The 21,971-nt window shown below is 55.2% G+C and carries 17 protein-coding genes and 1 riboswitch; of the genes, 11 read left to right on the plus strand and 6 right to left on the minus strand.

The window, feature by feature from the left end:
- Positions 1-23 precede the first annotated feature (23 nt).
- From OGY07_RS01740 to OGY07_RS01750, 3 genes are read left to right on the plus strand one after another with little or no spacing between them, the layout of a single operon-like run.
- On the plus strand, positions 24-2,321 hold the full coding sequence (locus tag OGY07_RS01740; RefSeq protein WP_286598314.1) for a formate C-acetyltransferase: 2,298 nt from the start codon (positions 24-26) through the stop codon (positions 2,319-2,321).
- Positions 2,287-3,165: a [formate-C-acetyltransferase]-activating enzyme gene (locus OGY07_RS01745; protein WP_060571013.1), complete on the plus strand. Its 879-nt coding sequence runs from the start codon at positions 2,287-2,289 to the stop codon at positions 3,163-3,165. The genes OGY07_RS01740 and OGY07_RS01745 overlap by 35 nt, the downstream gene beginning before the upstream one ends.
- A 1-nt stretch (position 3,166) precedes the next feature.
- Complete coding sequence (locus OGY07_RS01750) at positions 3,167-3,523, plus strand: PTS fructose-like transporter subunit IIB (protein WP_181822214.1); 357 nt, start codon at positions 3,167-3,169, stop codon at positions 3,521-3,523.
- On the opposite strand, the gene OGY07_RS01755 is transcribed toward OGY07_RS01750, so the two are convergent.
- From OGY07_RS01755 to argE, 4 genes are all read right to left on the minus strand, one after another.
- On the minus strand, positions 3,510-4,361 hold the full coding sequence (locus OGY07_RS01755) for a helix-turn-helix transcriptional regulator (protein ID WP_181822213.1): 852 nt from the start codon (positions 4,359-4,361) through the stop codon (positions 3,510-3,512). The genes OGY07_RS01750 and OGY07_RS01755 overlap by 14 nt on opposite strands.
- Before the next feature lie 145 nt (positions 4,362-4,506).
- On the minus strand, positions 4,507-6,240 hold the full coding sequence (locus tag OGY07_RS01760; RefSeq protein WP_286598319.1) for a phosphoethanolamine transferase CptA: 1,734 nt from the start codon (positions 6,238-6,240) through the stop codon (positions 4,507-4,509).
- A gap of 210 nt (positions 6,241-6,450) precedes the next feature.
- A complete protein-coding gene (gene ppc / locus OGY07_RS01765) occupies positions 6,451-9,102 on the minus strand; it encodes a phosphoenolpyruvate carboxylase (protein ID WP_042292644.1) in 2,652 nt (883 codons plus the stop codon).
- 335 nt (positions 9,103-9,437) lie between these two features.
- Positions 9,438-10,589 carry an acetylornithine deacetylase gene (gene argE / locus OGY07_RS01770; RefSeq protein WP_200035861.1) on the minus strand — a complete coding sequence of 384 codons (1,152 nt, stop codon included), beginning with the start codon at positions 10,587-10,589 and terminating at the stop codon, positions 9,438-9,440.
- A gap of 88 nt (positions 10,590-10,677) precedes the next feature.
- Between argE and argC the strand changes: the two genes are divergently transcribed.
- The 4 genes from argC to oxyR all read left to right on the plus strand — a co-directional run bounded on the left by argC (position 10,678) and on the right by oxyR (position 15,113).
- Positions 10,678-11,682 (plus strand): N-acetyl-gamma-glutamyl-phosphate reductase, encoded by a 1,005-nt coding sequence (argC, locus tag OGY07_RS01775; RefSeq protein ID WP_060571018.1) that lies wholly within the window; start codon positions 10,678-10,680, stop codon positions 11,680-11,682.
- 7 nt (positions 11,683-11,689) lie between these two features.
- Positions 11,690-12,466, plus strand: coding sequence for an acetylglutamate kinase (gene argB, locus OGY07_RS01780; RefSeq protein ID WP_286598325.1), 777 nt, complete (start codon positions 11,690-11,692; stop codon positions 12,464-12,466).
- Positions 12,467-12,543: 77 nt separating this feature from the next.
- Positions 12,544-13,917, plus strand: coding sequence for an argininosuccinate lyase (gene argH / locus OGY07_RS01785; protein WP_286598327.1), 1,374 nt, complete (start codon positions 12,544-12,546; stop codon positions 13,915-13,917).
- A gap of 278 nt (positions 13,918-14,195) precedes the next feature.
- Positions 14,196-15,113 (plus strand): DNA-binding transcriptional regulator OxyR, encoded by a 918-nt coding sequence (gene oxyR, locus OGY07_RS01790; RefSeq protein ID WP_042292657.1) that lies wholly within the window; start codon positions 14,196-14,198, stop codon positions 15,111-15,113.
- Here the strand turns inward: oxyR and sthA are convergent.
- Positions 15,096-16,496 carry a Si-specific NAD(P)(+) transhydrogenase gene (gene sthA, locus OGY07_RS01795; protein WP_042292659.1) on the minus strand — a complete coding sequence of 467 codons (1,401 nt, stop codon included), beginning with the start codon at positions 16,494-16,496 and terminating at the stop codon, positions 15,096-15,098. The genes oxyR and sthA overlap by 18 nt on opposite strands.
- A 198-nt stretch (positions 16,497-16,694) precedes the next feature.
- Here sthA and fabR point away from each other — a divergent pair, with 198 nt between their 5' ends.
- Positions 16,695-17,345 (plus strand): HTH-type transcriptional repressor FabR, encoded by a 651-nt coding sequence (fabR, locus tag OGY07_RS01800; RefSeq protein ID WP_060571020.1) that lies wholly within the window; start codon positions 16,695-16,697, stop codon positions 17,343-17,345.
- Positions 17,345-17,707 carry a YijD family membrane protein gene (locus OGY07_RS01805; RefSeq protein ID WP_060571021.1) on the plus strand — a complete coding sequence of 121 codons (363 nt, stop codon included), beginning with the start codon at positions 17,345-17,347 and terminating at the stop codon, positions 17,705-17,707. Before fabR ends, OGY07_RS01805 begins: the two co-directional genes overlap by 1 nt.
- A gap of 43 nt (positions 17,708-17,750) precedes the next feature.
- Here the strand turns inward: OGY07_RS01805 and trmA are convergent, their stop codons facing one another.
- A complete protein-coding gene (trmA, locus tag OGY07_RS01810; protein WP_042292668.1) occupies positions 17,751-18,851 on the minus strand; it encodes a tRNA (uridine(54)-C5)-methyltransferase TrmA in 1,101 nt (366 codons plus the stop codon).
- Positions 18,852-18,965: 114 nt separating this feature from the next.
- Positions 18,966-19,159, plus strand: a riboswitch (cobalamin riboswitch).
- Positions 19,160-19,225: 66 nt separating this feature from the next.
- Here trmA and btuB point away from each other — a divergent pair.
- Both btuB and murI read left to right on the plus strand, forming a co-directional pair.
- Positions 19,226-21,064 carry a TonB-dependent vitamin B12 receptor BtuB gene (gene btuB / locus OGY07_RS01815; protein WP_286598332.1) on the plus strand — a complete coding sequence of 613 codons (1,839 nt, stop codon included), beginning with the start codon at positions 19,226-19,228 and terminating at the stop codon, positions 21,062-21,064.
- On the plus strand, positions 21,009-21,860 hold the full coding sequence (gene murI, locus OGY07_RS01820) for a glutamate racemase (protein WP_042292674.1): 852 nt from the start codon (positions 21,009-21,011) through the stop codon (positions 21,858-21,860). The genes btuB and murI overlap by 56 nt, the downstream gene beginning before the upstream one ends.
- Positions 21,861-21,971: the final 111 nt, after the last annotated feature.

Here is a 21,971-nt window from a genome sequence, read left to right on the forward strand (position 1 = left end):
GGTCAGGCTTCAGGGAGTTCCTTATGACAGACCGTATCCAACGCCTGAAAAGCGCGCTGTTCCAGAACAACCGGGAAATCTCGCTGGAACGTGCGCTGCTTTACACCGCCAGCCACCAGCAAACCGAAGGCGAGCCGGTTATTCTGCGCCGTGCTAAAGCGACAGCGTATATTCTTGAACATGTTGCCATTTCGATTCGTGATGAAGAATTGATTGCCGGAAACCGTACCGTTAAACCGCGCGCAGGCATTATGTCTCCGGAAATGGATCCGTACTGGTTGCTTAAGGAACTCGATCAGTTTCCGACGCGACCGCAGGACCGTTTTGATATCAGCGATGAGGACAAACGCCTTTATCGCGAAACGCTGTACCCGTACTGGGAGAAGCGTTCGATGAAGGACTTCATCAACGGTCAGATGACTGATGAGGTCAAAGCCGCCGTCAGCACGCAGATTTTTAGCGTCAACCAGACGGATAAAGGGCAGGGGCACATTATCATTGATTATCCGCGCTTGCTGAATAACGGGCTGGGTGAACTGGTGGCGCAAATGCGCGCGCACTGTCAGCGGGCGCCGGATAATCACTTTTATCAGGCCGCGCTGTTGCTGCTGGAGGCGTCGCAGCGTCATATTCTGCGCTATGCCGCGCTGGCGGAGGAGATGGCAGAAGGTTGCGCAGACGAGACGCGTCGCCAGGAATTACTCACCATCGCGGCAAATTCGCGGCATAACGCCGCGCATAAGCCACAGACCTTCTGGCAGGCGTGTCAGTTGTTCTGGTACATGAACATCATTTTGCAATATGAGTCTAACGCCAGTTCGCTGTCGCTTGGGCGTTTCGACCAGTATATGCTGCCGTTTTATCAGGCATCGCTGACGCAGGGAGACGATCCTGCGTTTCTGAAAGAGTTGCTCGAGTCCCTGTGGGTAAAGTGCAACGACATCGTGTTATTGCGCTCGACCAGCAGCGCCCGCTATTTCGCCGGTTTCCCAACGGGTTACACTGCGTTGCTTGGCGGATTAACCGAAAACGGACGCAGCGCGGTAAACATCCTCTCTTTCCTGTGTCTTGATGCCTACCAGAGCGTTCAATTGCCGCAGCCAAACCTCGGCGTGCGCACCAATGCGTTAATCGATACGCCATTCCTGATGAAAACGGCGGAGACCATTCGTCTCGGCACCGGTATTCCACAAATCTTCAATGATGAAGTGGTGGTACCGGCATTTCTGAATCGCGGCGTGTCGCTGGAAGATGCGCGAGATTATGCCGTGGTAGGCTGCGTGGAGCTGTCGATACCGGGACGAACCTATGGTCTGCATGACATCGCCATGTTTAACCTGCTGAAAGTTATGGAAATCAGCCTGTTTGAAAACGAAGGCAATAGCGAACTCAGCTATGAAAGCCTGCTGGCGCATATTCGCGCTAAAATCAGCCACTACATCACTCTGATGGTGGAAGGCAGCAATATTTGCGATATCGGTCATCGCGACTGGGCGCCGGTGCCGCTGCTTTCATCGTTTATTAGCGACTGCCTGGAGAAGGGCCGCGATATTACCGACGGCGGTGCGCGCTATAACTTCTCGGGCGTTCAGGGAATTGGCATCGCCAACCTGAGCGACTCTTTGCATGCCCTGAACGGGCTGGTGTTTGAGCAGCAGCGCCTGAGTTTCGATGAACTGCTCGCAGTGCTGAAAGCCAATTTTGCGACGCCGGAAGGGGAAAAAATCCGCGCCCGGCTGATCAACCGCTTCGAAAAATACGGTAACGACATTGATGATGTCGATAACATTAGCGCTGAACTGTTGCGTCATTACTGCAAAGAAGTCGAAAAATATCAGAACCCGCGCGGCGGCCAGTTTACGCCTGGCTCTTATACCGTTTCCGCGCATGTGCCGCTGGGTGCGGTAGTTGGAGCGACGCCAGACGGTCGCTTCGCCGGAGAACAACTGGCGGACGGGGGGCTGTCGCCCATGCTTGGGCAGGATATGCAAGGGCCGACGGCGGTGCTGAAATCAGTCAGTAAACTCGACAACACGCTGCTTTCTAATGGCACGTTGCTGAACGTGAAGTTTACGCCAGCGACCCTCGAAGGCGAAGCGGGCCTGCGCAAGTTGGCCGATTTCCTGCGTGCATTTACCCAATTGAAGCTGCAGCATATCCAGTTTAACGTCGTGAACGCCGAAACGCTGCGCGAAGCGCAACAACGTCCTCAGGATTTTGCTGGTCTGGTGGTTCGCGTGGCGGGCTACAGCGCCTTCTTTGTTGAGCTGTCGAAGGAGATCCAGGATGACATCATTCGGCGCACCGCGCATCAGTTGTGAGGTGCTGGATCCGCGTCGCGAAGACGTTGCGCGCATCTTCAATATTCAGCGTTACTCGCTGAATGACGGACAGGGGATACGCACGGTAGTCTTTTTTAAAGGCTGCCCACATACCTGTCCGTGGTGCGCCAATCCTGAATCTATTTCGCCGCGTATCGAAACCGTGCGGCGGGAAAGCAAATGCCTGCATTGCGCGCCGTGTCTGCGGGATGCTGACGAGTGTCCTTCCGGGGCGTTTGAGCGAATTGGGCGTGATATCACGCTGGATGAGCTGGAGGGTGAAGTCATGAAAGACGACATTTTCTTTCGCACGTCCGGTGGCGGCGTGACCCTCTCCGGCGGCGAGGTCTTGATGCAGGCTCCCTTCGCAACCCGCTTCCTGCACCGCCTGCGGCGCTGGGGCGTGCGCTGCGCGATTGAAACCGCGGGTGATGCGCCTGCCAGTCGTCTTCTGCCGCTGGCGAAAGCCTGCGATGAGGTGCTCTTTGATTTAAAAATCATGTCGCCGGAGCAGGCCCGCGATATCGTAAACATGAACCAGCCGCGGGTGCTGGCGAATCTGCGACTGCTGGTGGCGGAAGGTGTTCATGTCATTCCGCGTCTGCCGCTGATCCCGGGTTATACCCTCACGCCCGGGAATATGCAGCACGCGCTGAGCCTGCTGTTATCGCTTGGTATAAAACACGTTCACCTGTTACCGTTTCATTTGTATGGTGAACCGAAATATCGCCTGCTCGGGCAGGCGTGGGCGATGAAAGATATTCCGGCCCCGACGGCAGAAACCGTGGCGATTTACCGCGCCATGGCCGAGAGAGCTGGTTTTGAGGTGACCACAGGAGGTTAATATGTCCAGCTCAACGGGACGCTATCTGGTTGCGGTGACCGCGTGCGTCAGCGGCGTGGCGCATACTTACATGGCGGCAGAACGTCTGGAGAAGCTCTGTCAGCAGGAAAAGTGGAGCATTAAAATTGAAACGCAGGGCGCGCTGGGGATAGAAAACCGATTAACGGAAGAGGATATCAGCCGGGCCGACGCCGTTCTGTTGATTACCGACATCGAGCTGGCTGGCGGGGAGCGTTTTATTCATAGCCGCTACGTGCAGTCGGGGATCAGCGCTTTTTTGCGCGAACCGCAGCGGGTAATCAGCGTGGTACGTAAACTGCTTTCCGCCCCGCAGCAAACCCATTTTATTCTGAACTAGCCTGCTTTTCCGTCAATTGACTGTGGTACTGGCGACGGTACTCAGACGGCGAGCGTTCCGTATTTTTACGAAACAGGCGGCAAAAGTAATTGCTGTCCACAAATCCACAGGTGTGAGCCACCTCTTTTACTTTCAGATCGTAGCCCTTCAGTAACGTTTTCGCGTGTTCCAGCCGTGTGTGATTAAGGTATTCGTTAAAGCCGACAGCGCCTGTTTTTTGAAACAGGTGCGAGAGATAGTTAGGCGAAATATAAAACGCCTGGGCCACTGACTCACGGGTGAGCGGCGAAGCGTAATGCTCGTCGATATAATCGCGAATGGCTTCAAACAGCGCCTGGCTCCGGGATGAGGTCTGAATCTGGCTGCCGAGCAGGTCGCGGCAGTGGCTAAGCAGGCTGGCGACAATTAACCGCGCGGTTTGCTGCTCCTGCGGCTGCATCTGCATTTCATTAAGCGTTTGTAGCAGGAAAGAGCCGATGCGTGGGCCGCGTCGTGCAACGTGCTGCTTCGTCAGGTTCTGAAAGGTTGTTCCGTCCCATTGCACAACGCTGAAGCCTAGCTGCTGTTTGCCAAACAGAATACTGAGCGTCGTTGTCGGCGCCTGCCAGCGTGGGAGGTTCCAGCCGCCCGCCGGAACGTAGAGCGCGTCGCAGTCTGTCAGCGTATCGCCAACGCTGGCGTCGGTCAGTTCGCCTTCCAGTACGATCTCCAGCCGAGGAAAATCCACCTGATAGGCCAGTTCCGGTGAAGGCGCGCTGGTACCAGCAAAGTAAATCTGGCGCAGCGGAGCGGGGCCATTAATCAGGCGGGAAAGAAGATGGCTGACGTCTTGAAACATGTTGATCCCTTGCAGAGCGCAGACAGGGAAACAGTATCGTTGAAAACCGATGGTCTCAAGTGATTATTGCCGGATGCGCGTCGTTTGCCCGGCCTACATTTGTAGACCGGGTAAGGGGGCCGCCGCCATTCGGCACTGCCGTGGGTTACTGATTGCCGGGGCGATCGCCATACGGCAGGGTGTCGTAATCAATCAACGCTTTTTTCTTGTACGGATTGCCAATCCAGCGTGTGATCTCTTTAAACTGCGGGTTGACGACAGAGCGAGTAGGATCGAAACCGTCGTAGCTTAAGCCCGCTAAGTCCGACCAGGTGTGGATCAGTTCAGAACTGCTGTACTTCCTGTCTACGTCCTGCGAGAAGTCGCGCGGATGCGCCGCCTGCCACTTTTCCGACGTCCACAGCAGGAACGGTACGGTATACATATGGCGCGTCGGATTGTCTTCGTTGCGTCCCTGCGTTTTGTGCGGCGGCGTGTCGTACACTTCCTCACCGTGATCGGAAAAATAGAGCAGGAAGCCGTTCGGGTCGGTCGCTTTATAATCGCGGATCAGACTCGCCACCACCTTGTCGTTGTACAGGTTGGCGTTGTCGTAATCGTTGTACGACTCCAGCTCCTCTTCGCTCAGACCTGGCGGGACGTGGTCGGTATTCCCATCAAATTTCCCCTCGTTTTCGGGATAGCGGAATTTGTACTTAATGTGTGTTCCCAGCAAATGGACGATGATGAATTTTTTCGGCGCCGGGTCGGCCATGACTTCTTTAAACGGCGCAAGCACATTGGTGTCATATTCACGCGCGCTCTGCGTGCGCTGCTGGTTCATATAGAACTGCTTATCAGTCTGTTTAGAGAACACCGTCAGCATGGTATTACGCGCGGTCATCGTCTGCTGATTAGTGATCCAGAAGGTCTTATATCCCGCCTGTTTCATCATGTTCATCAGCGACGGTTTGGTCAGATACAGGTCCGGATGCTTCTCATTAGCGAAGGTCAGCGCCTGCTGAAGAATCTCAATCGTGTAGGGGCGCGAGGTCACCACGTTATTGAAGACGGTCAGATTCGGGTCAGTCTTACGAAGCGCGTCCAGTTGCGGCGTGGTTTCTCGCGGATAGCCGTACAGGCTCATGCGACCACGTTGAGTGGATTCGCCAATGACCAGTACCAGCGTGCGCGGCGTGTCGCCGCTGCTGTCTTTGAAATTCGCCAGCGGCGGCAGAGCGTGGTTTTCACTGAGCAGGTTATTCAGCGAAGAAAGCTGGCGCTGATACTGATAATAGCCCGAGATAAACTGCCACGGCGCGGCGGGCTCCATGCGTGACGCCAGGCTGTCCAGCGTCTTCTCAAACGGCTTGTGCTTGATAAACGTATTCACCGCCATCGGATGCAGGATCAGCCCGTAAAGCAGGGCAAATGACACCAGATAGCGCCACGGCGAAGGAATATAAACCGGGCGCAGACGCGTCCACAGGAAGATCGCGACCGCCGTATAGGCCAGTGCAATAAGCACAAGTTTCAGACTGAAATACTGTGCCAGATACTCGCTGGCTTCATTGGCGTTGCTTTCAAACATGACGAACAGGACGCTTTGTGAGAACTCCTGGCCGTAAATGACGTAATAACTGAGCGCGGCCAGTGACGTTGCCCACAGGATAATGCCGATGACCGCCGCAATGACGCGGATGCGGTTCGGAAACAGGATCACCGGAATCAGCCACAGGGAACTGAACAGCAGAGAGTCCCGCAGCCCGTTGGTGCCGCTGTAGCCGCTGATAAAAATGGTTGCCTGAAGTAAAGTTGAAAAAAACCAAAAATAGAGAAGCGCCCAGCCCAGCGCTTTTCCGCTAAACGCAGAGGGAGACGGGAGTTTTGTGGAATGCATGTGAATAGCCTGTCTTTAAACGTGATGCAAAACGTAACGACAAAACCTTAAGAAATTCTGAAGCGCTCCCCGTCCGAAGGGGGAAGGGAGCGCCTGAAAATTCTTACGGTGGAAAAAACAGACAGGAATATATTTAAAACGAAGTATTTATGACAGTTATATTTCAGATCACCCTCGCGCCATCGCACGAGGGTGACGAGAGAAGGAACGTTAGCCGGTGTTACGCATACCAGCCGCCACCCCAGCGATGGTCACCATCAGCGCCTGCTCAACGCGCGGATCCGGCTCTTTACCCTGTTCTTCCGTCAGACGCGAGCGGTGCAGTAACTCTGCCTGCAGGACGTTTAGCGGGTCGGTGTAGATATTACGCAACTGGATAGATTCGGCAATCCACGGCAGATCGGCCATCAGATGTGAATCGTTCGCGATATCCAGCACCACCTTGATGTCTTCTTGCAGCAGGTCACGCAGCTCTTTACCTAGCGGCCACAGTTCTTTCGACACCAGACGCTGATCGTAATATTCCGCCAGCCACAAATCCGCTTTTGCGAACACCATTTCCAGCATGCCGAGACGGGTGGAGAAGAACGGCCAGTCGCGGCACATGGCTTCCAGTTCGCTTTGCTTACCATCTTCAACCACTTTTTGCAGCGCGGTACCGGCGCCCAGCCAGGCGGGCAGCATCAGACGGTTTTGTGTCCAGGCGAAGATCCACGGAATGGCGCGCAGTGATTCCACGCCGCCGGTCGGACGGCGTTTCGCCGGACGTGAACCGAGCGGCAGTTTGCCCAGTTCCTGTTCTGGCGTTGCAGAGCGGAAGTAAGGCACGAAGTCTTTGTTTTCACGCACATAGCCCCGGTACAGATCGCAGGAGATCACCGACAGCTCGTCCATGATATGACGCCAGCCGTCTTTCGGCTCCGGCGGCGGCAGCAGATTCGCTTCCAGGATGGCGCTGGTATACAGCGACAGGCTGCTGACGGTCACTTCCGGCAAACCGTATTTAAAGCGGATCATTTCGCCCTGTTCGGTCACGCGCAGACCGCCTTTCAGGCTGCCTGGCGGCTGCGACAGCAATGCGGCGTGAGCTGGCGCGCCGCCGCGACCAATCGAGCCGCCGCGACCGTGGAACAGCGTCAGTTCGATACCCGCTTTCTCGCAGGTTTTGATGAGCGCATCCTGTGCCTGATACTGTGCCCAGGACGCCGCCATGACTCCGGCGTCTTTCGCCGAGTCGGAATAGCCGATCATCACCATCTGCTTGCCCTGGATCAAACCGCGATACCAGTCGATGTTCAGCAGTTGGGTCATGACATCGTCGGCGTTGTTCAGGTCGTCGAGGGTTTCAAACAGCGGGGCAACCGGCATGGCGAAACCAATGCCTGCTTCTTTCAGCAGCAGGTGTACCGCCAGCACGTCAGACGGCGTTTTAGCCATGGAAATCACGTAGGCGGCAATAGACCCTTTCGGCGCTTCAGCGATGACTTTGCAGGTGTCGAGCACTTCACGGGTGTCGTTGCTTGGCTCCCAGTGATGCGGCAGCAATGGACGCTTGGAATTCAGTTCGCGGATCAGGAACGCCTGTTTGTCCGCTTCTGACCAGCTTTCATAGTCGCCGATGCCGAGATAGCGGGTTAGTTCACCCAGTGCTTCGGTGTGGCGAGTGCTTTCCTGACGGATATCAATACGCACCAGCGGTACGCCGAAACATTTCACGCGGCGCAGGGTATCGAGCAGTTCGCCGTTGGCGATAATCCCCATACCGCAAGCCTGTAAGGACTGATAGCAGGCGTAAAGCGGTTCCCAAAGCTGTTCGTTTTGCGTCAGCAAACCCGCCGGTTTCGGTAGCTTTTCGCCTTTCAGACGTGCCTCCAGCCAGGCCTGTGTCGCCATCAGGCGGGCGCGCAGATTTTTCATCAGATAGCGATAAGGCTCCGAGGCGCCTTCTTCACCCACCATCGCTAACAGTTCCGGCGTGGCGTCAACCATCGACAATTCTGAGACCAGAACCTGAATATCTTTCAGGAACAGGTCAGTGGCCTTCCAGCGGCTCAGTAGCAGGACATGGCGGGTAATGTCGGCGGTAACATTCGGGTTACCGTCACGGTCGCCGCCCATCCACGAAGTGAATCGCACGGGCACGAAATCAACCGGTAACTGGTAGCCCAGATTCTCTTCAAGCTGTTCGTTTAGCTCGCGCAGGTAGTTAGGTACACCCTGCCAGAGACTGTTCTCCACCACCGCGAAGCCCCATTTTGCTTCGTCTACCGGGCTGGGACGCAGCTTACGAATTTCATCGGTATGCCAGGACTGGGCGATCAGCTGGCGTAGACGGCGCATCAACTGGTGACGTTCGTAATCGACGATGTCCTTGTTGTCGAGCTGTTTTAAGCAGGCGTTAACTTCCACCATTTTGTGGATCAGCGTGCGGCGGGTAATTTCCGTCGGGTGGGCGGTTAGCACCAGTTCAAGCGACAGGGATTCCACCGCTTTTTTGATGGTCGCTTCGTTAAGATCCGGCTGATTTTTGAGTTTACGCAGGGTGCGGGCAATCACTTCCGGGTTGCTGGCGGCTTCGCCTTTCGGCGAAATGCTGTGGTATTGCTCGGCGGTATTGGCCAGATTGAGGAACTGGCTGAACGCGCGGGCAACGGGCAGCAGCTCATCGTTCGACAAATTCTGTAACGTGGTGAGCAACTCCTGGCGGTTTGCCTCATTGCCAGCGCGTGAAGATTTAGACAGCTTACGGATTGTTTCTACGCGATCAAGAATGTTCTCTCCCAGCGCATCCTTGATGGTTTCTCCCAGCACTTTGCCGAGCATACTGACATTACTACGCAACGCGGAATATTGTTCGTTCATATTAACCCAGACACCCCATCTCTGTTGTAATTGTCCTGCGCTTTTCGCGTCGTAGCGGCGCTCGACACCCGAGGTTACCGGCTTATGTCAGTCCCCTGGATGTGCTTGTTTGCCGCCTTGCTACACCACGAAATATGTTGGACATTGTTCTTCGTCGTCTTTTATAAAGCCACGTAAAACCCCTGTCGTCAATTGCTGCGAAATCGGTTCAGCAAACCGATAAATCGCGGCCAATTTACGAAAGTTAATTCCTCGTGGATCAAATAAGCATTACTTATGAAAATGTAAAATAAACGCCGCGATTAACTCAAAAGTGTTAACGCGGCGATGAACATTTAATGCCAGCAAAAGTGATGCACGACCTGAGTGATTAATTCCCGGGTCGGTTTAATAAAACGCGTCTCCAGATATTCATCCGGCTGATGGGCCTGATTAATAGAACCCGGACCGAGGACCAGCGTCGGACACAGCGTTTGAATAAATGGCGCTTCGGTGCAGTAGTTCACCACGTCAGTTTTTTCGCCGAGCAGTTTTTCCACCACTTCAACCAACTGGTGATCCGGGGGACATTCGTAGCCCGGAATAGGCGGATGCAGTTCCGCCACCGTCAGGCGACCCGGCCAACGTTCACTCACTGGAGCCAGCGCTTCGTTCAGTAGGCCGTCAAGATCGCTCAGCGTCATGCCCGGCAAGGGACGGATATCCATGTGCAGCTCACAGCAGGCGCAGATGCGGTTCGAGGCGTCGCCGCCGTGCAGGCTGCCGAGGTTCAGTGTCGGATACGGTACGGTGAACGCGTCATAGTGGTAGCGTTCTTTTAGCGAGTCGCGCAGTTGTATGATGCGGCCTATCGCGTCATGCATCAGCTCAATGGCGTTCACGCCGCGCGCCGGATCGCTGGAGTGACCGGACTGACCGAGCACCCGCACCGCCGTGGAGATATGGCCCTTATGGGCACGAATCGGTTGCAGTGACGTTGGCTCGCCGATGATGGCGCAGTCCGGGCGAATCGATGTATTTTCAGAAAAATAGCGCGCGCCCGCCATGCTGGTTTCTTCATCGGCGGTCGCCAGAATGTACAGCGGTTTTTTCAGCTTCGTCACGTCGACGTCACGCAGGGCGTCGAGAATAAACGCGAAGAAGCCCTTCATGTCTGCGGTTCCCAGACCGTAGAGCTTGTTGTCGTGCTCGGTGAGCGTGAAGGGGTCGCGCGTCCAGCGCCCGTCGTCAAACGGCACGGTATCGGTATGGCCCGTTAGCAGCAGACCGCCCGCGCCCTGTCCGGCGCTGGCGAGCAGATTGAATTTGTTTCGGGTTCCCGGAACCGGTTGAACCTCCACCTTAAAGCCAAGATCGCTGAACCACCCCGCCAGCAGATTGATTAAAGTCGCGTTGCTCTGGTCCAGCGCTTCTTCGGTGGCGCTGATGGACGGCGTGGCAATCAGGGCGCGGTAAATCTCGATAAATGGCGGTAAGTTCATTTTCATTGTTGACACACCTTAGGTCGTGATAGTATCAATATTCATGCAATAAATGTGAATAAAAATACATTAACGTTGAGCATAAAGGAACCCGATGTTGAATACGCTGATTGTAGGCGCTAGCGGTTATGCGGGCGCAGAGCTTGTAAGCTACGTAAATCGCCACCCTCATATGACCATAACCGCTTTGACCGTCTCAGCGCAAAGCAATGATGCAGGAAAGTTAATTTCCGATTTGCATCCGTGGCTTAAAGGCATTGTCGATCTGCCTTTGCAGCCGATGTCCGACATCAGCGCGTTTACCGACGGCGTGGACGTGGTGTTTTTAGCCACCGCCCACGAAGTCAGTCATGACCTGGCGCCGCAGTTTCTTGCCGCCGGTTGCGTGGTCTTCGATCTTTCCGGCGCGTTTCGGGTGAATGACGCCGGGTTCTATGAAAAATATTATGGCTTTACCCATCAATACCCTGAGCTGCTGGCAACCGCGGTTTATGGTCTGGCGGAATGGAACGCGGAAGCGTTAAAAGAAGCGAACCTGATTGCCGTGCCGGGCTGCTACCCGACGGCGGCGCAACTGTCGTTGAAGCCGTTGATCGATGGCGAACTGCTGGATCTGACCCAATGGCCGGTGATCAATGCCACCAGCGGCGTGAGCGGCGCAGGGCGTAAAGCGGCCCTTTCTAACAGTTTCTGCGAAGTGAGCTTACAGCCGTACGGGGTGTTTACCCATCGTCACCAGCCGGAAATCGCCACCCATTTGGGGGCAGACGTGATCTTCACGCCGCATCTGGGCAACTTCCCACGCGGGATCCTTGAAACCATCACCTGCCGCCTGAAGCCGGGCGTGACGCAGGCGCACGTTGCCCAGACCTTGCAGCAGGCGTATCGCGATAAGCCCCTGGTGCGCCTGTATGACAAAGGCGTCCCGGCGCTGAAGAATGTGGTTGGTTTACCATTCTGTGATATCGGTTTTGCCGTACAGGACGAGCATTTGATCCTGGTGGCGACCGAAGATAACTTGTTGAAAGGTGCGGCTGCACAGGCAGTGCAGTGTGCCAATATTCGTTTCGGCTTCGCTGAAGCGCAGTCTCTTATTTAAGGGTGCAATGATGAATCCATTAATTATCAAGCTGGGCGGTGTATTACTGGATAGCGAAGAGGCGCTGGAGCGTCTGTTTACCGCGCTGGTTAACTATCGCGAATCACATCAACGCCCGCTGGTGATTGTTCACGGCGGCGGCTGTGTGGTCGACGAACTGATGAAGGGACTGAACCTGCCGGTCAAAAAGAAAAACGGCCTGCGCGTGACGCCTGCCGACCAGATTGACATCATTACCGGCGCGCTGGCGGGCACGGCGAACAAAACCCTGCTGGCGTGGGCGAAGAAGCATCATATCGCTGCCGTCGGGCTTTATCTGGGTGATGGCGACAGCGTCAACGTCACTCAACTGGATGAAGAATTAGGTCATGTTGGACTGGCGCAGCCGGGATCGCCGGCGTTGATCAACACCCTGTTGGCGGGCTGTTTTCTGCCGGTAGTGAGTTCGATTGGCGTGACGGAAGACGGACAACTGATGAACGTTAACGCCGACCAGGCAGCGACCGCGCTGGCGGCAACGCTGGGAGCGGATCTGATCCTGCTCTCCGATGTGAGCGGTATTCTGGATGGTAAAGGCCAGCGTATTGCCGAAATGACCGCCGCGAAAGCGGAACAACTGATAGATCAGGGCATTATCACCGACGGCATGATCGTTAAAGTGAACGCCGCGCTGGATGCGGCCCGTACGCTCGGCCGCCCGGTGGATATCGCCTCCTGGCGTCATGCGGAGCAACTCCCGGCGCTGTTTAACGGTACGCCGATTGGAACGCGTATTCTGGCGTAATCGATTTACGGTTTTGTAGGCCCGGTAAGCGCAGCGTCGCCGGGCAATGACATTTAAAGATATTAAGGAAGCATGGTATGGCACTTTGGGGTGGGCGTTTTACTCAGGCAGCAGATCAGCGGTTTAAACAGTTCAACGACTCGTTGCGCTTCGACTACCGCCTGGCGGAGCAGGATATTGTGGGTTCTGTCGCCTGGTCCAAAGCGCTGGTCACCGTCGGCGTGTTAACCGCTGACGAGCAGCGTCAGCTTGAAGACGCGCTGACCATTTTGCTGGAAGACGTTCGCGCGAACCCGCAGCAGATCCTGGAAAGCGACGCGGAAGATATCCACAGTTGGGTAGAAGGTAAACTGATCGATAAAGTGGGGCAGTTAGGTAAAAAGCTGCACACCGGACGCAGCCGTAACGATCAGGTCGCCACGGATTTGAAATTGTGGTGTAAAGACACCGTGAGCGAACTGCTCACCGCCAACCGCCAGCTGCAGCGCGCGTTGGTGGAGACGGCAGACCATAATCAGGATGCCGTTATGCCGGGTTACACCCACCTGCAGCGCGCGCAGCCGGTGACGTTTGCTCACTGGTGCCTGGCGTATGTCGAGATGTTGGCGCGGGATGAAAGCCGTCTGCAGGATGCCCTGAAACGTCTGGACGTCAGCCCGCTGGGCTGCGGCGCGCTGGCTGGGACAGCCTATGAGATCGATCGGGAACAGCTGGCAGGCTGGCTGGGCTTTGCCTCGGCGACGCGTAACAGCCTGGACAGCGTGTCCGACCGTGACCACGTGCTGGAGCTGCTGTCCAACGCCTCCATCGGTATGGTGCATCTTTCACGGTTCGCGGAGGACCTGATTTTCTTTAACACCGGCGAGGCGGGCTTCGTTGAGTTGTCCGATCGCGTGACGTCCGGCTCTTCCCTGATGCCGCAGAAGAAAAACCCGGACGCGCTGGAGCTGATCCGCGGTAAATGCGGCCGCGTGCAGGGAGCGCTGACAGGCATGATGATGACGCTGAAAGGCCTGCCGCTGGCGTATAACAAAGACATGCAGGAAGACAAAGAGGGCCTGTTTGACGCGCTCGACACCTGGCTGGACTGCCTGCATATGGCGGCGCTGGTGCTGGATGGCATTCAGGTGAAACGTCCGCGCTGCCAGGATGCGGCGCAGCAGGGGTATGCTAACGCCACTGAGCTGGCGGATTACCTGGTGGCGAAAGGCGTTCCGTTCCGTGAAGCGCACCATATCGTGGGTGAAACAGTGGTTGAGGCGATTCGTCAGGGGAAACCGCTGGAGGATCTGTCGTTGGCGGAGCTGCAGAAATTCAGCAGCGTGATTGGCGACGATGTCTATCCTGTCCTGTCGTTACAGTCATGCCTGGATAAACGTGCGGCGAAGGGCGGCGTTTCTCCGGAGCAGGTGGCGCAGGCCATTAGCTACGCGAAGGCGCGTCTGGCGTAGGGGATCATGTGCCGGATTTATCCGGCAACACGTTTAAGCCTGGCCTTGCGCCGGGCTTTTTTACGCAAAAAAAATGCGGACCACGGGGTCCGCAAAAGTTCACGTTGGCTTTAGTTATTCGGGTTGAGAGAAACTCTCAGAACGGGCAGTGGCTTCAAGGGTTAAACGATACCGCTCCGTTTCTGTGATGTATTATTAATCAGAAAGCTTGATAGGGATAATCGTTCGTTGCTATGCTACCTATCGCCATGAACTATCGTGGCGATGGAGGATGAATAATGAATATTCGCGATCTTGAATATCTGGTGGCATTAGCCGAACACCGCCACTTCCGGCGGGCGGCTGATTCCTGTCATGTCAGTCAGCCAACGCTGAGCGGGCAGATCCGCAAGCTGGAAGATGAGCTGGGCGTGATGCTGCTGGAGCGGACGAGTCGTAAGGTGCTGTTTACGCAGGCAGGTTTGCTACTGGTGGACCAGGCGCGCACCGTGCTGCGTGAGGTCAAAGTGCTCAAGGAGATGGCAAGCCAGCAGGGTGAAACCATGTCGGGCCCCCTGCACATTGGTTTGATCCCAACCGTGGGTCCTTACCTGTTGCCGCATATTATTCCGATGCTGCACCAGACGTTCCCGAAGCTGGAAATGTATCTACATGAAGCGCAAACCCATCAACTGCTGGCGCAACTGGACAGCGGTAAGCTGGACTGCGTGATCCTGGCGCTGGTGAAAGAGAGTGAAGCGTTTATTGAAGTGCCGCTGTTCGACGAGCCGATGCTGCTGGCCATTTACGAAGATCACCCGTGGGCGAACCGTGACTGCGTACCGATGTCAGATCTGGCGGGTGAGAAACTGCTGATGCTGGAAGATGGCCACTGCCTGCGCGATCAGGCGATGGGCTTCTGCTTTGAAGCGGGCGCCGACGAAGATACCCATTTCCGCGCGACCAGCCTGGAAACGTTGCGTAATATGGTGGCGGCAGGCAGCGGAATTACCTTATTGCCTGCACTGGCGGTACCGCAAGAGCGCAAGCGCGACGGCGTTGTCTATTTGCCGTGTATTAAGCCGGAGCCGCGTCGTACGGTGGGACTGGTGTACCGCCCGGGATCCCCACTGCGCAGTCGCTATGAGCAACTGGCAGAGGCCATCCGCGGCGCGATGGATGGCCATTTTGACAACGCGTTAAAAAAGGCGGTTTAAGCCGTTTAACGCCGCTACCCGATAGGCTTCCGCCATTGTCGGGTAGTTAAAGGTGGTGTTAACGAAGTATTCAATCGTGTTACCGCCACCTTTTTGCTCCATAATCGCCTGGCCGATGTGAATAATCTCGGCCGCGCGCTCGCCAAAGCAGTGGATCCCCAGAATTTCTTTTGTTTCCCGATGAAACAGAATCTTCAGCGTGCCGACGTTCATGCCGACGATTTGCGCGCGCGCCAGATGTTTAAACTGGGCGCGACCCACCTCGTAAGGTACCTTCATCGACGTCAACTGCTGCTCGGTTTTCCCTACGGAGCTGATTTCGGGAATGGTGTAAATGCCGGTGGGGATATCTTCGATCAGATGCGCGGTCGCTTCCCCCTTCACCAGCGCCTGGGCGGCGATGCGTCCCTGATCGTAAGCCGCGGAGGCCAGACTTGGATAACCAATCACATCGCCTACCGCATAGACGTGCGGCAGCGCGGTCTGGTACATGCTGTTGACCTTAAGTTGTCCCCGGCTGTCCGTTTCGAGGCCAATATTCTGTAGCGCCAGAGAGTCAGTGTTGCCGGTACGGCCATTGGCGTACAACAGGCAGTCGGCTTTCAGCTTCTTGCCGGACTTGAGGTGCATAATCACCCCGTCATCGCAGCCTTCGATCTTCTCGTATTCTTCATTGTGACGAATCACAACGCCGCTGTTCCAGAAATGGTAAGAGAGGGAGTCTGACATCTCCTGATCGAGAAACGCCAGCAGGCGATCCCGGGTGTTGATCAGATCAACTTTGACGTCCATACCGCGGAAGATCGACGCATATTCGCAGCCAATCACCCCCGCGCCATAAATAATCACATGGCGAGGTTCATGGTGCAGATTGAGAATGGAGTCGCTGTCATAAATGCGCGGATGGGAGAAGTCGACGTCTGTTGGATGATACGGACGAGAACCGCAGGCGATAATGAATTTCTCTGCGGTCAGGGTTTCAACCGTGCCGTCATGACACTCCAGCGCCAGGGTGTGTTCATCCACAAAATGCGCGTTGCCCTGCAATATTTCGCAGTGGTTACGCTCGTAAAAACCCTGCCGCATACGCGTTTGCTGATTAATCACGTTATCGGCATGGTTGAGAATGTCGGCGAAAGAGGAACGAAGCAGGCGGGAGTGATCGCTATATAAGGGGTTCTGATTGAATTCAATGATACGGCTGACGGCGTGGCGGAGGGCTTTCGACGGGATGGTGCCCCAGTGGGTGCAACCGCCGCCAACGTTATGATAACGTTCGATAACCGCGACGCGGGCTCCTTGCTTAACCAGTCCCATTGCAGCGCCTTCGCCGCCGGGGCCTGAACCTATTACTATGGCATCGTAATCGTAGGAATGTGGCATGGTGTGGCTTACCTGTTCTTATACATAAAAGCAACAGAATAGTAACATCATTGCGTTGATAACCCAATTATCGTTGTGCTCTTTTGCGAAGCCGGAGCACAAACCGCGCGTAAACAATCATTCACAAAGCTGAACAAACAGATTAACTTTGAACTCTGGTATAGTGCCAGACAAGGCATATGGAAGGATTCAGACATCGTGATGGGCGTTAGAGCGCAACAAAAAGAAAAAACCCGGCGTTCGCTGGTAGAGGCCGCATTCAGTCAATTGAGCGCGGAGCGTAGCTTCGCCAGCCTCAGCTTGCGCGAGGTTGCGCGTGAAGCAGGTATCGCGCCCACATCGTTTTATCGCCATTTCCGTGATGTGGATGAACTTGGGCTGACCATGGTCGATGAAAGCGGGCTGATGCTGCGACAGCTCATGCGGCAGGCGCGTCAGCGCATCGCCAAGGGCGGGAGTGTGATCCGCACCTCGGTCTCCACATTTATGGAGTTCATCGGTAACAACCCTAACGCCTTCCGTTTATTATTGCGTGAACGCTCCGGCACTTCCGCCGCATTTCGTGCCGCCGTTGCGCGAGAAATTCAGCATTTTATCGCGGAACTTGCGGACTATCTGGAACTCGAAAACCATATGCCTCGCGCGTTTACTGAAGCGCAAGCCGAAGCCATGGTGACAATCGTCTTCAGTGCGGGCGCCGAGGCGCTGGATGTGGGCGCTGAACAACGCCGACAATTAGAAGAGCGGCTGGTATTGCAACTGCGCATGATTGCGAAAGGAGCGTATTACTGGTATCGCCGTGAACAAGAGAAGATGACCCTCATTCCGGGTAACGTGAAGGAAGAGTAATGAAACAGTCAGTTCAGGATAAAGGTACGCTGCTGCTGGCGCTGATCGCCGGTTTGTCGATCAATGGCACGTTCGCGGCGCTGTTTAGCGCCATCGTGCCGTTTTCTGTTTTCCCGATTATTTCTCTGGTGCTGACGGTGTATTGCCTGCACCAGCGCTATCAAAATCGCACCATGCCTGTGGGGTTGCCGGGTCTGGCTGCGGCCTGTTTTATTCTTGGCGTGCTGCTGTACAGTACCGTCGTGCGCGCGGAGTATCCGGATATCGGCTCCAATTTCTTCCCGGCGGTGCTGTCGGTGATTCTGGTATTCTGGATTGGCGTGAAAATGCGTAACCGCAAGCAGGACATCGCGGAAGAGTAAGACAGGCCGGATGGGGGCATTATTGCTTTATCCGGCGTCTGTTTTACCTGGCGGTGAGTAACACGCCGCACTCCATATGGTGCGTATAGGGGAACTGGTCGAACAACGCCAGACGTTCAACTTTGTGCGTCTGGCTTAACGTTTCCAGATTTTTGCACAGCGTCTCCGGGTTACAGGAGATGTATAAAATACGCGGATACGCCTGCACCATTTTTTCGGTTTCGCTGTCCAGCCCGCTGCGCGGTGGATCGACAAAGATGGTTTCGCACTGATAGCTCTTCAGGTCGATACCCTTCAAACGAGTAAACTCGCGAACGCCGTTCATCGCCTGGGTAAATTCCTCTGCCGCCATGCGGATAATCTGCACGTTCTCAATCTGGTTCGCCGCAATGTTGAATTGCGCCGCGGCGACGGACGGTTTGGCGATCTCGGTCGCCAGTACGCGCTCAAAGTTACGCGCCAGCGCTAAGGAAAAGTTACCGTTGCCGCAGTACAGTTCCAGCAAATCGCCTTTCGAACCTGTCGTGACATCCAGCGCCCATTCCAGCATCTGAATATTCATCGCTGCGTTTGGCTGGGTGAAACTGTTTTCGACCTGACGGTAGATCATCTCTTTGCCCGCCACTGGCAGGCGCTCGTCAATATAATCCTGATCCAGCGCGATTTTGGTTTTGGTCGCCCGGCCAATCAGATGCACGTTCAGATTTTGCGCGCGCAGGGCGTCACGCAGCGCTTCCGCTTCCTGTCGCCACGCATCGTCCAGCTTTTTATGGTACAGCAGCGACACCACTGCCTGATTGCTCATGGTGGTGAGATAGTCAATCTGGAACAGCTTATGGCGCAGGGTAGGATTCGTGCGCACGCCGTCGATCATCGCGGTCATCAACTGGTTGATCAGTTCGCTTGCCGCCGGAAAGCTGTCCACGCGAATCCGGCTTTTGGTCTGTTGATCGAAGATGATGTGATACAAATCATCGCCATCGTGCCAGATGCGGAATTCAGCACGCATACGATAGTGACTGACCGGGGAGCGGAACACTTCCGGAACCAGGCCAGAAAAAGGCGCCATCATACTCTGCAAGCGCACCACTTTTTCGGCGAGCTGCGCGTCATACTGTTCTGTCGGAAGGTGTTCGGGGGTCATGATGCATCCTGAAAAATAAAAGTACGCGGGGATTGTAGGGATTGCTCAACAGATGTCCAGACATTGATGACTTCTCATATTTAACAATCGGTCTGGACAGTATGTTGTTACAGACTGTAGCATCCGTGTGCCGGTCCTGTGAGTTAAAAGGGAATCCAGTGTGAATCTGGAGCTGACGCGCAGCGGTAAGGAAAGGTGAAATGAGAGCGTAAGCAGACACTGCCTGTGGGTGGGAAGTCTTCATTTCTGTTATCCGGATAAAGGATTACCTTCCAAGCCCGAAGACCTGCCGGCTGACGTCGCAACTGGTCTTCATCATCGCGTACTATCGGTGGGACCTGCGGCATCCTTCTTCTATTTATGGATGCTTTATAATGATTAAAAACATATCGCTGCTGACGGCGCTCTCCGTCACGGCCTTTTCTGGTTGGGCACAGGATACCACGCCTGACACGCTTGTCGTCACGGCAAATCGTTTTCAACAACCCGTCAACACTGTCCTGGCCCCTACGGATATCGTCACTCGTGAAGATATCGACCGCTGGCAATCCCGCACCGTTCTGGATGTTATGCGCCGCCTGCCGGGCGTGGACGTCGCGCAGAACGGCGGTATGGGACAGAGTTCCTCCCTGTTTGTACGCGGCACTGAAGCGAAACATGTGCTGGTATTGGTGGACGGCATTCCGGTGGCGCGTCCGGGAATTACCAATAACTCCGATATCGATCAAATTCCGGTCTCGCTGGTTCAGCGCATTGAATATATTCGGGGACCGCGCTCGGCGATATATGGTTCAGGGGCGATTGGCGGCGTGGTAAATATCATCACCATGGCGGGTGATGAGCGCGCGCAAATTAACGCGGGCGTCGGTTCGAACAGTTACCAACAGTATGACGGCACATGGCGTCAGCGCTTCGGTGATACGGTGTTGACGGCAGCGGGTGCTTACCAGTCCACCAAAGGCTTCGACGTGCAGCCGCGCTCCAGCTATAGCGGCGACGGCGATCGCGACGGTTACCGTAACAAACTGTTCTGGGGCGGCGTCGAACATAAATTTAACGATAATTTTGATGGCTACTTCCGCGGCTACGGCTATGCCAGCAATGCCGATTATGACCAGGGCAACTGGGGATACGACGGCGGAAACGATGAGCATCAGAATTACACCCAGTCATGGGATACCGGGCTGCGTTTCAATTCCGGGATCTACTCGTCACAACTGGTGGCCAACTACCAGCGCATTAAGGACTACAACTACAGCAGTCAGACCGGGCGCTACGCTACGGGATACACCCTGGATGATATGGAACAGCGCTATATCCAGTGGGGAAATAACGTGATCGTCGGTCATGGCGCGGTCAGCGCGGGGGTTGACTGGAAGCAGGAAAAACTGATGTCCTTTGGCGCTTCCGGAACCGACAACTACAAGCGCGATAACACCGGGCTTTACCTGACCGGGCAGCAGCAGATCGACAGCGTGACCCTGGAAGCCTCGGGTCGTGAAGATCATGACGATCAGTTTGGCTGGCACGGCACCTGGCAAACGGCAGCCGGCTGGCAGTTTGTCGACAACTATAAAGTGACGCTTTCCTACGGTACGGGTTTCCTCGCGCCTTCGCTTGGTCAGCAGTTTGGCGCTGAGCGCTTTGGCATCGCGTCCAACCCGAATCTGAAACCGGAAGAGTCTAAACAGTGGGAAGCCGGATTAGAGGGGGTGACCGGACCGCTGGACTGGCGTTTGTCGACCTATCATTACAAAATCCAGAACCTGATCGATTACAACAATAACACCTACTTCAACGTCAAGTCCGCGACCATTAAAGGCCTGGAGTGGACAGGCAATATCACGACGGGGCCGGTCGATCATCGCTTAACGTTACAATATGTTGACCCGCGCGATGATGAAACCGATCAGCGGCTCTACCGGCGTGCAAAACAGCAGGTGAAGTATGAGCTGAGTGGCGAGGTGTATGACCTGGGATGGGATGTGACGTACCAATACATTGGCGAGCGCTATGATTATGATTACGATAATTCCCGTAAGATAAAAATGGGCGGGCTGAGCGTGTGGGATATCGGACTTTCATATCCTGTCACCTCACACCTCACAGTTCGTGGTAAAATAGCCAACCTGTTCGATAAAGATTACGAGACAGTTTATGGCTACCAAACTGCAGGACGGGAATACACCTTGTCTGGCAGCTACACCTTCTGATCCACGCCCCACCGTGCTGGTTTTTGATTCCGGTGTCGGTGGGTTGTCGGTCTATGACGAGATTCGGCGCCTCCTGCCGGATCTCCACTATATATACGCTTTCGATAACGTCGCTTTTCCTTATGGAGAGAAAAGCGAAGAGTTTATTGTTGAGCGCGTCGTCGAGATAGTGACCGCCGTTCAGCAGCGCTATCCCCTTTCTCTGGCGGTGATTGCTTGCAATACGGCCAGTACCGTCTCGCTTCCCGCGCTGCGTGAGAAATTTGCTTTTCCCGTGGTGGGGGTCGTTCCGGCCATTAAACCGGCGGCGCGCTTAACGGCCAATGGCATTGTGGGGCTGCTGGCGACGCGCGGTACCGTAAAACGGCCCTATACCCATGAGCTGATCGCGCGTTTTGCTAATGAATGCCAGATCGCGATGCTGGGTTCTGCTGAGCTGGTTGAACTGGCTGAAGCGAAACTGCACGGTGAGCCTGTTCCGCTGGAGGAACTGCAGCGGATCCTGCGTCCCTGGCTGCGTATGCCAGAGCCTCCCGACACGGTAGTGCTCGGCTGTACGCACTTCCCATTACTAAAAGAAGAACTCCTGCGCGTTTTGCCGGAAGGGACGCGGCTGGTGGACTCCGGTGCGGCGATTGCACGGCGCACTGCCTGGCTACTGGAGCATGAAGCGCCGGATGCGAAATCGACGGACGCGAATGTTGCTTATTGCATGGCGCTGACAGCAGAGACTGAACAACTTTTACCCGTTTTACAGCGTTATGGCTTTGAGTCGCTTGAAAAACTGTCGGTTTAACGCCAATTTGGGTAAATATCAGGCAGTCGAAAAATTATTTTAAATTTCCTCTTGTCAGCCCGAAATAACTCCCTATAATGCGCCACCACTGACACGGAACAACGGCACGCA

The organism is Citrobacter sp. Cs237 (genome assembly GCF_030332325.1).
Lineage (GTDB): Bacteria > Pseudomonadota > Gammaproteobacteria > Enterobacterales > Enterobacteriaceae > Citrobacter_A > Citrobacter_A sedlakii.

What these genes read in the sequence shown, in the direction of transcription:
- OGY07_RS01805 (WP_060571021.1), top strand. Translation starts at nt 17,345, where the DNA reads ATGAAACAGTCAGTTCAGGATAAAGGTACGCTGCTGCTGGCGCTGATC.
- OGY07_RS01760 (WP_286598319.1), bottom strand. Translation starts at nt 6,240, where the DNA reads ATGCATTCCACAAAACTCCCGTCTCCCTCTGCGTTTAGCGGAAAAGCG.
- murI (WP_042292674.1), top strand. Translation starts at nt 21,009, where the DNA reads ATGGCTACCAAACTGCAGGACGGGAATACACCTTGTCTGGCAGCTACA.
- trmA (WP_042292668.1), bottom strand. Translation starts at nt 18,851, where the DNA reads ATGACCCCCGAACACCTTCCGACAGAACAGTATGACGCGCAGCTCGCC.
- argE (WP_200035861.1), bottom strand. Translation starts at nt 10,589, where the DNA reads ATGAAAATGAACTTACCGCCATTTATCGAGATTTACCGCGCCCTGATT.
- btuB (WP_286598332.1), top strand. Translation starts at nt 19,226, where the DNA reads ATGATTAAAAACATATCGCTGCTGACGGCGCTCTCCGTCACGGCCTTT.
- argC (WP_060571018.1), top strand. Translation starts at nt 10,678, where the DNA reads ATGTTGAATACGCTGATTGTAGGCGCTAGCGGTTATGCGGGCGCAGAG.
- OGY07_RS01740 (WP_286598314.1), top strand. Translation starts at nt 24, where the DNA reads ATGACAGACCGTATCCAACGCCTGAAAAGCGCGCTGTTCCAGAACAAC.
- oxyR (WP_042292657.1), top strand. Translation starts at nt 14,196, where the DNA reads ATGAATATTCGCGATCTTGAATATCTGGTGGCATTAGCCGAACACCGC.
- OGY07_RS01755 (WP_181822213.1), bottom strand. Translation starts at nt 4,361, where the DNA reads ATGTTTCAAGACGTCAGCCATCTTCTTTCCCGCCTGATTAATGGCCCC.
- OGY07_RS01745 (WP_060571013.1), top strand. Translation starts at nt 2,287, where the DNA reads ATGACATCATTCGGCGCACCGCGCATCAGTTGTGAGGTGCTGGATCCG.
- ppc (WP_042292644.1), bottom strand. Translation starts at nt 9,102, where the DNA reads ATGAACGAACAATATTCCGCGTTGCGTAGTAATGTCAGTATGCTCGGC.
- sthA (WP_042292659.1), bottom strand. Translation starts at nt 16,496, where the DNA reads ATGCCACATTCCTACGATTACGATGCCATAGTAATAGGTTCAGGCCCC.
- OGY07_RS01750 (WP_181822214.1), top strand. Translation starts at nt 3,167, where the DNA reads ATGTCCAGCTCAACGGGACGCTATCTGGTTGCGGTGACCGCGTGCGTC.
- argB (WP_286598325.1), top strand. Translation starts at nt 11,690, where the DNA reads ATGATGAATCCATTAATTATCAAGCTGGGCGGTGTATTACTGGATAGC.
- argH (WP_286598327.1), top strand. Translation starts at nt 12,544, where the DNA reads ATGGCACTTTGGGGTGGGCGTTTTACTCAGGCAGCAGATCAGCGGTTT.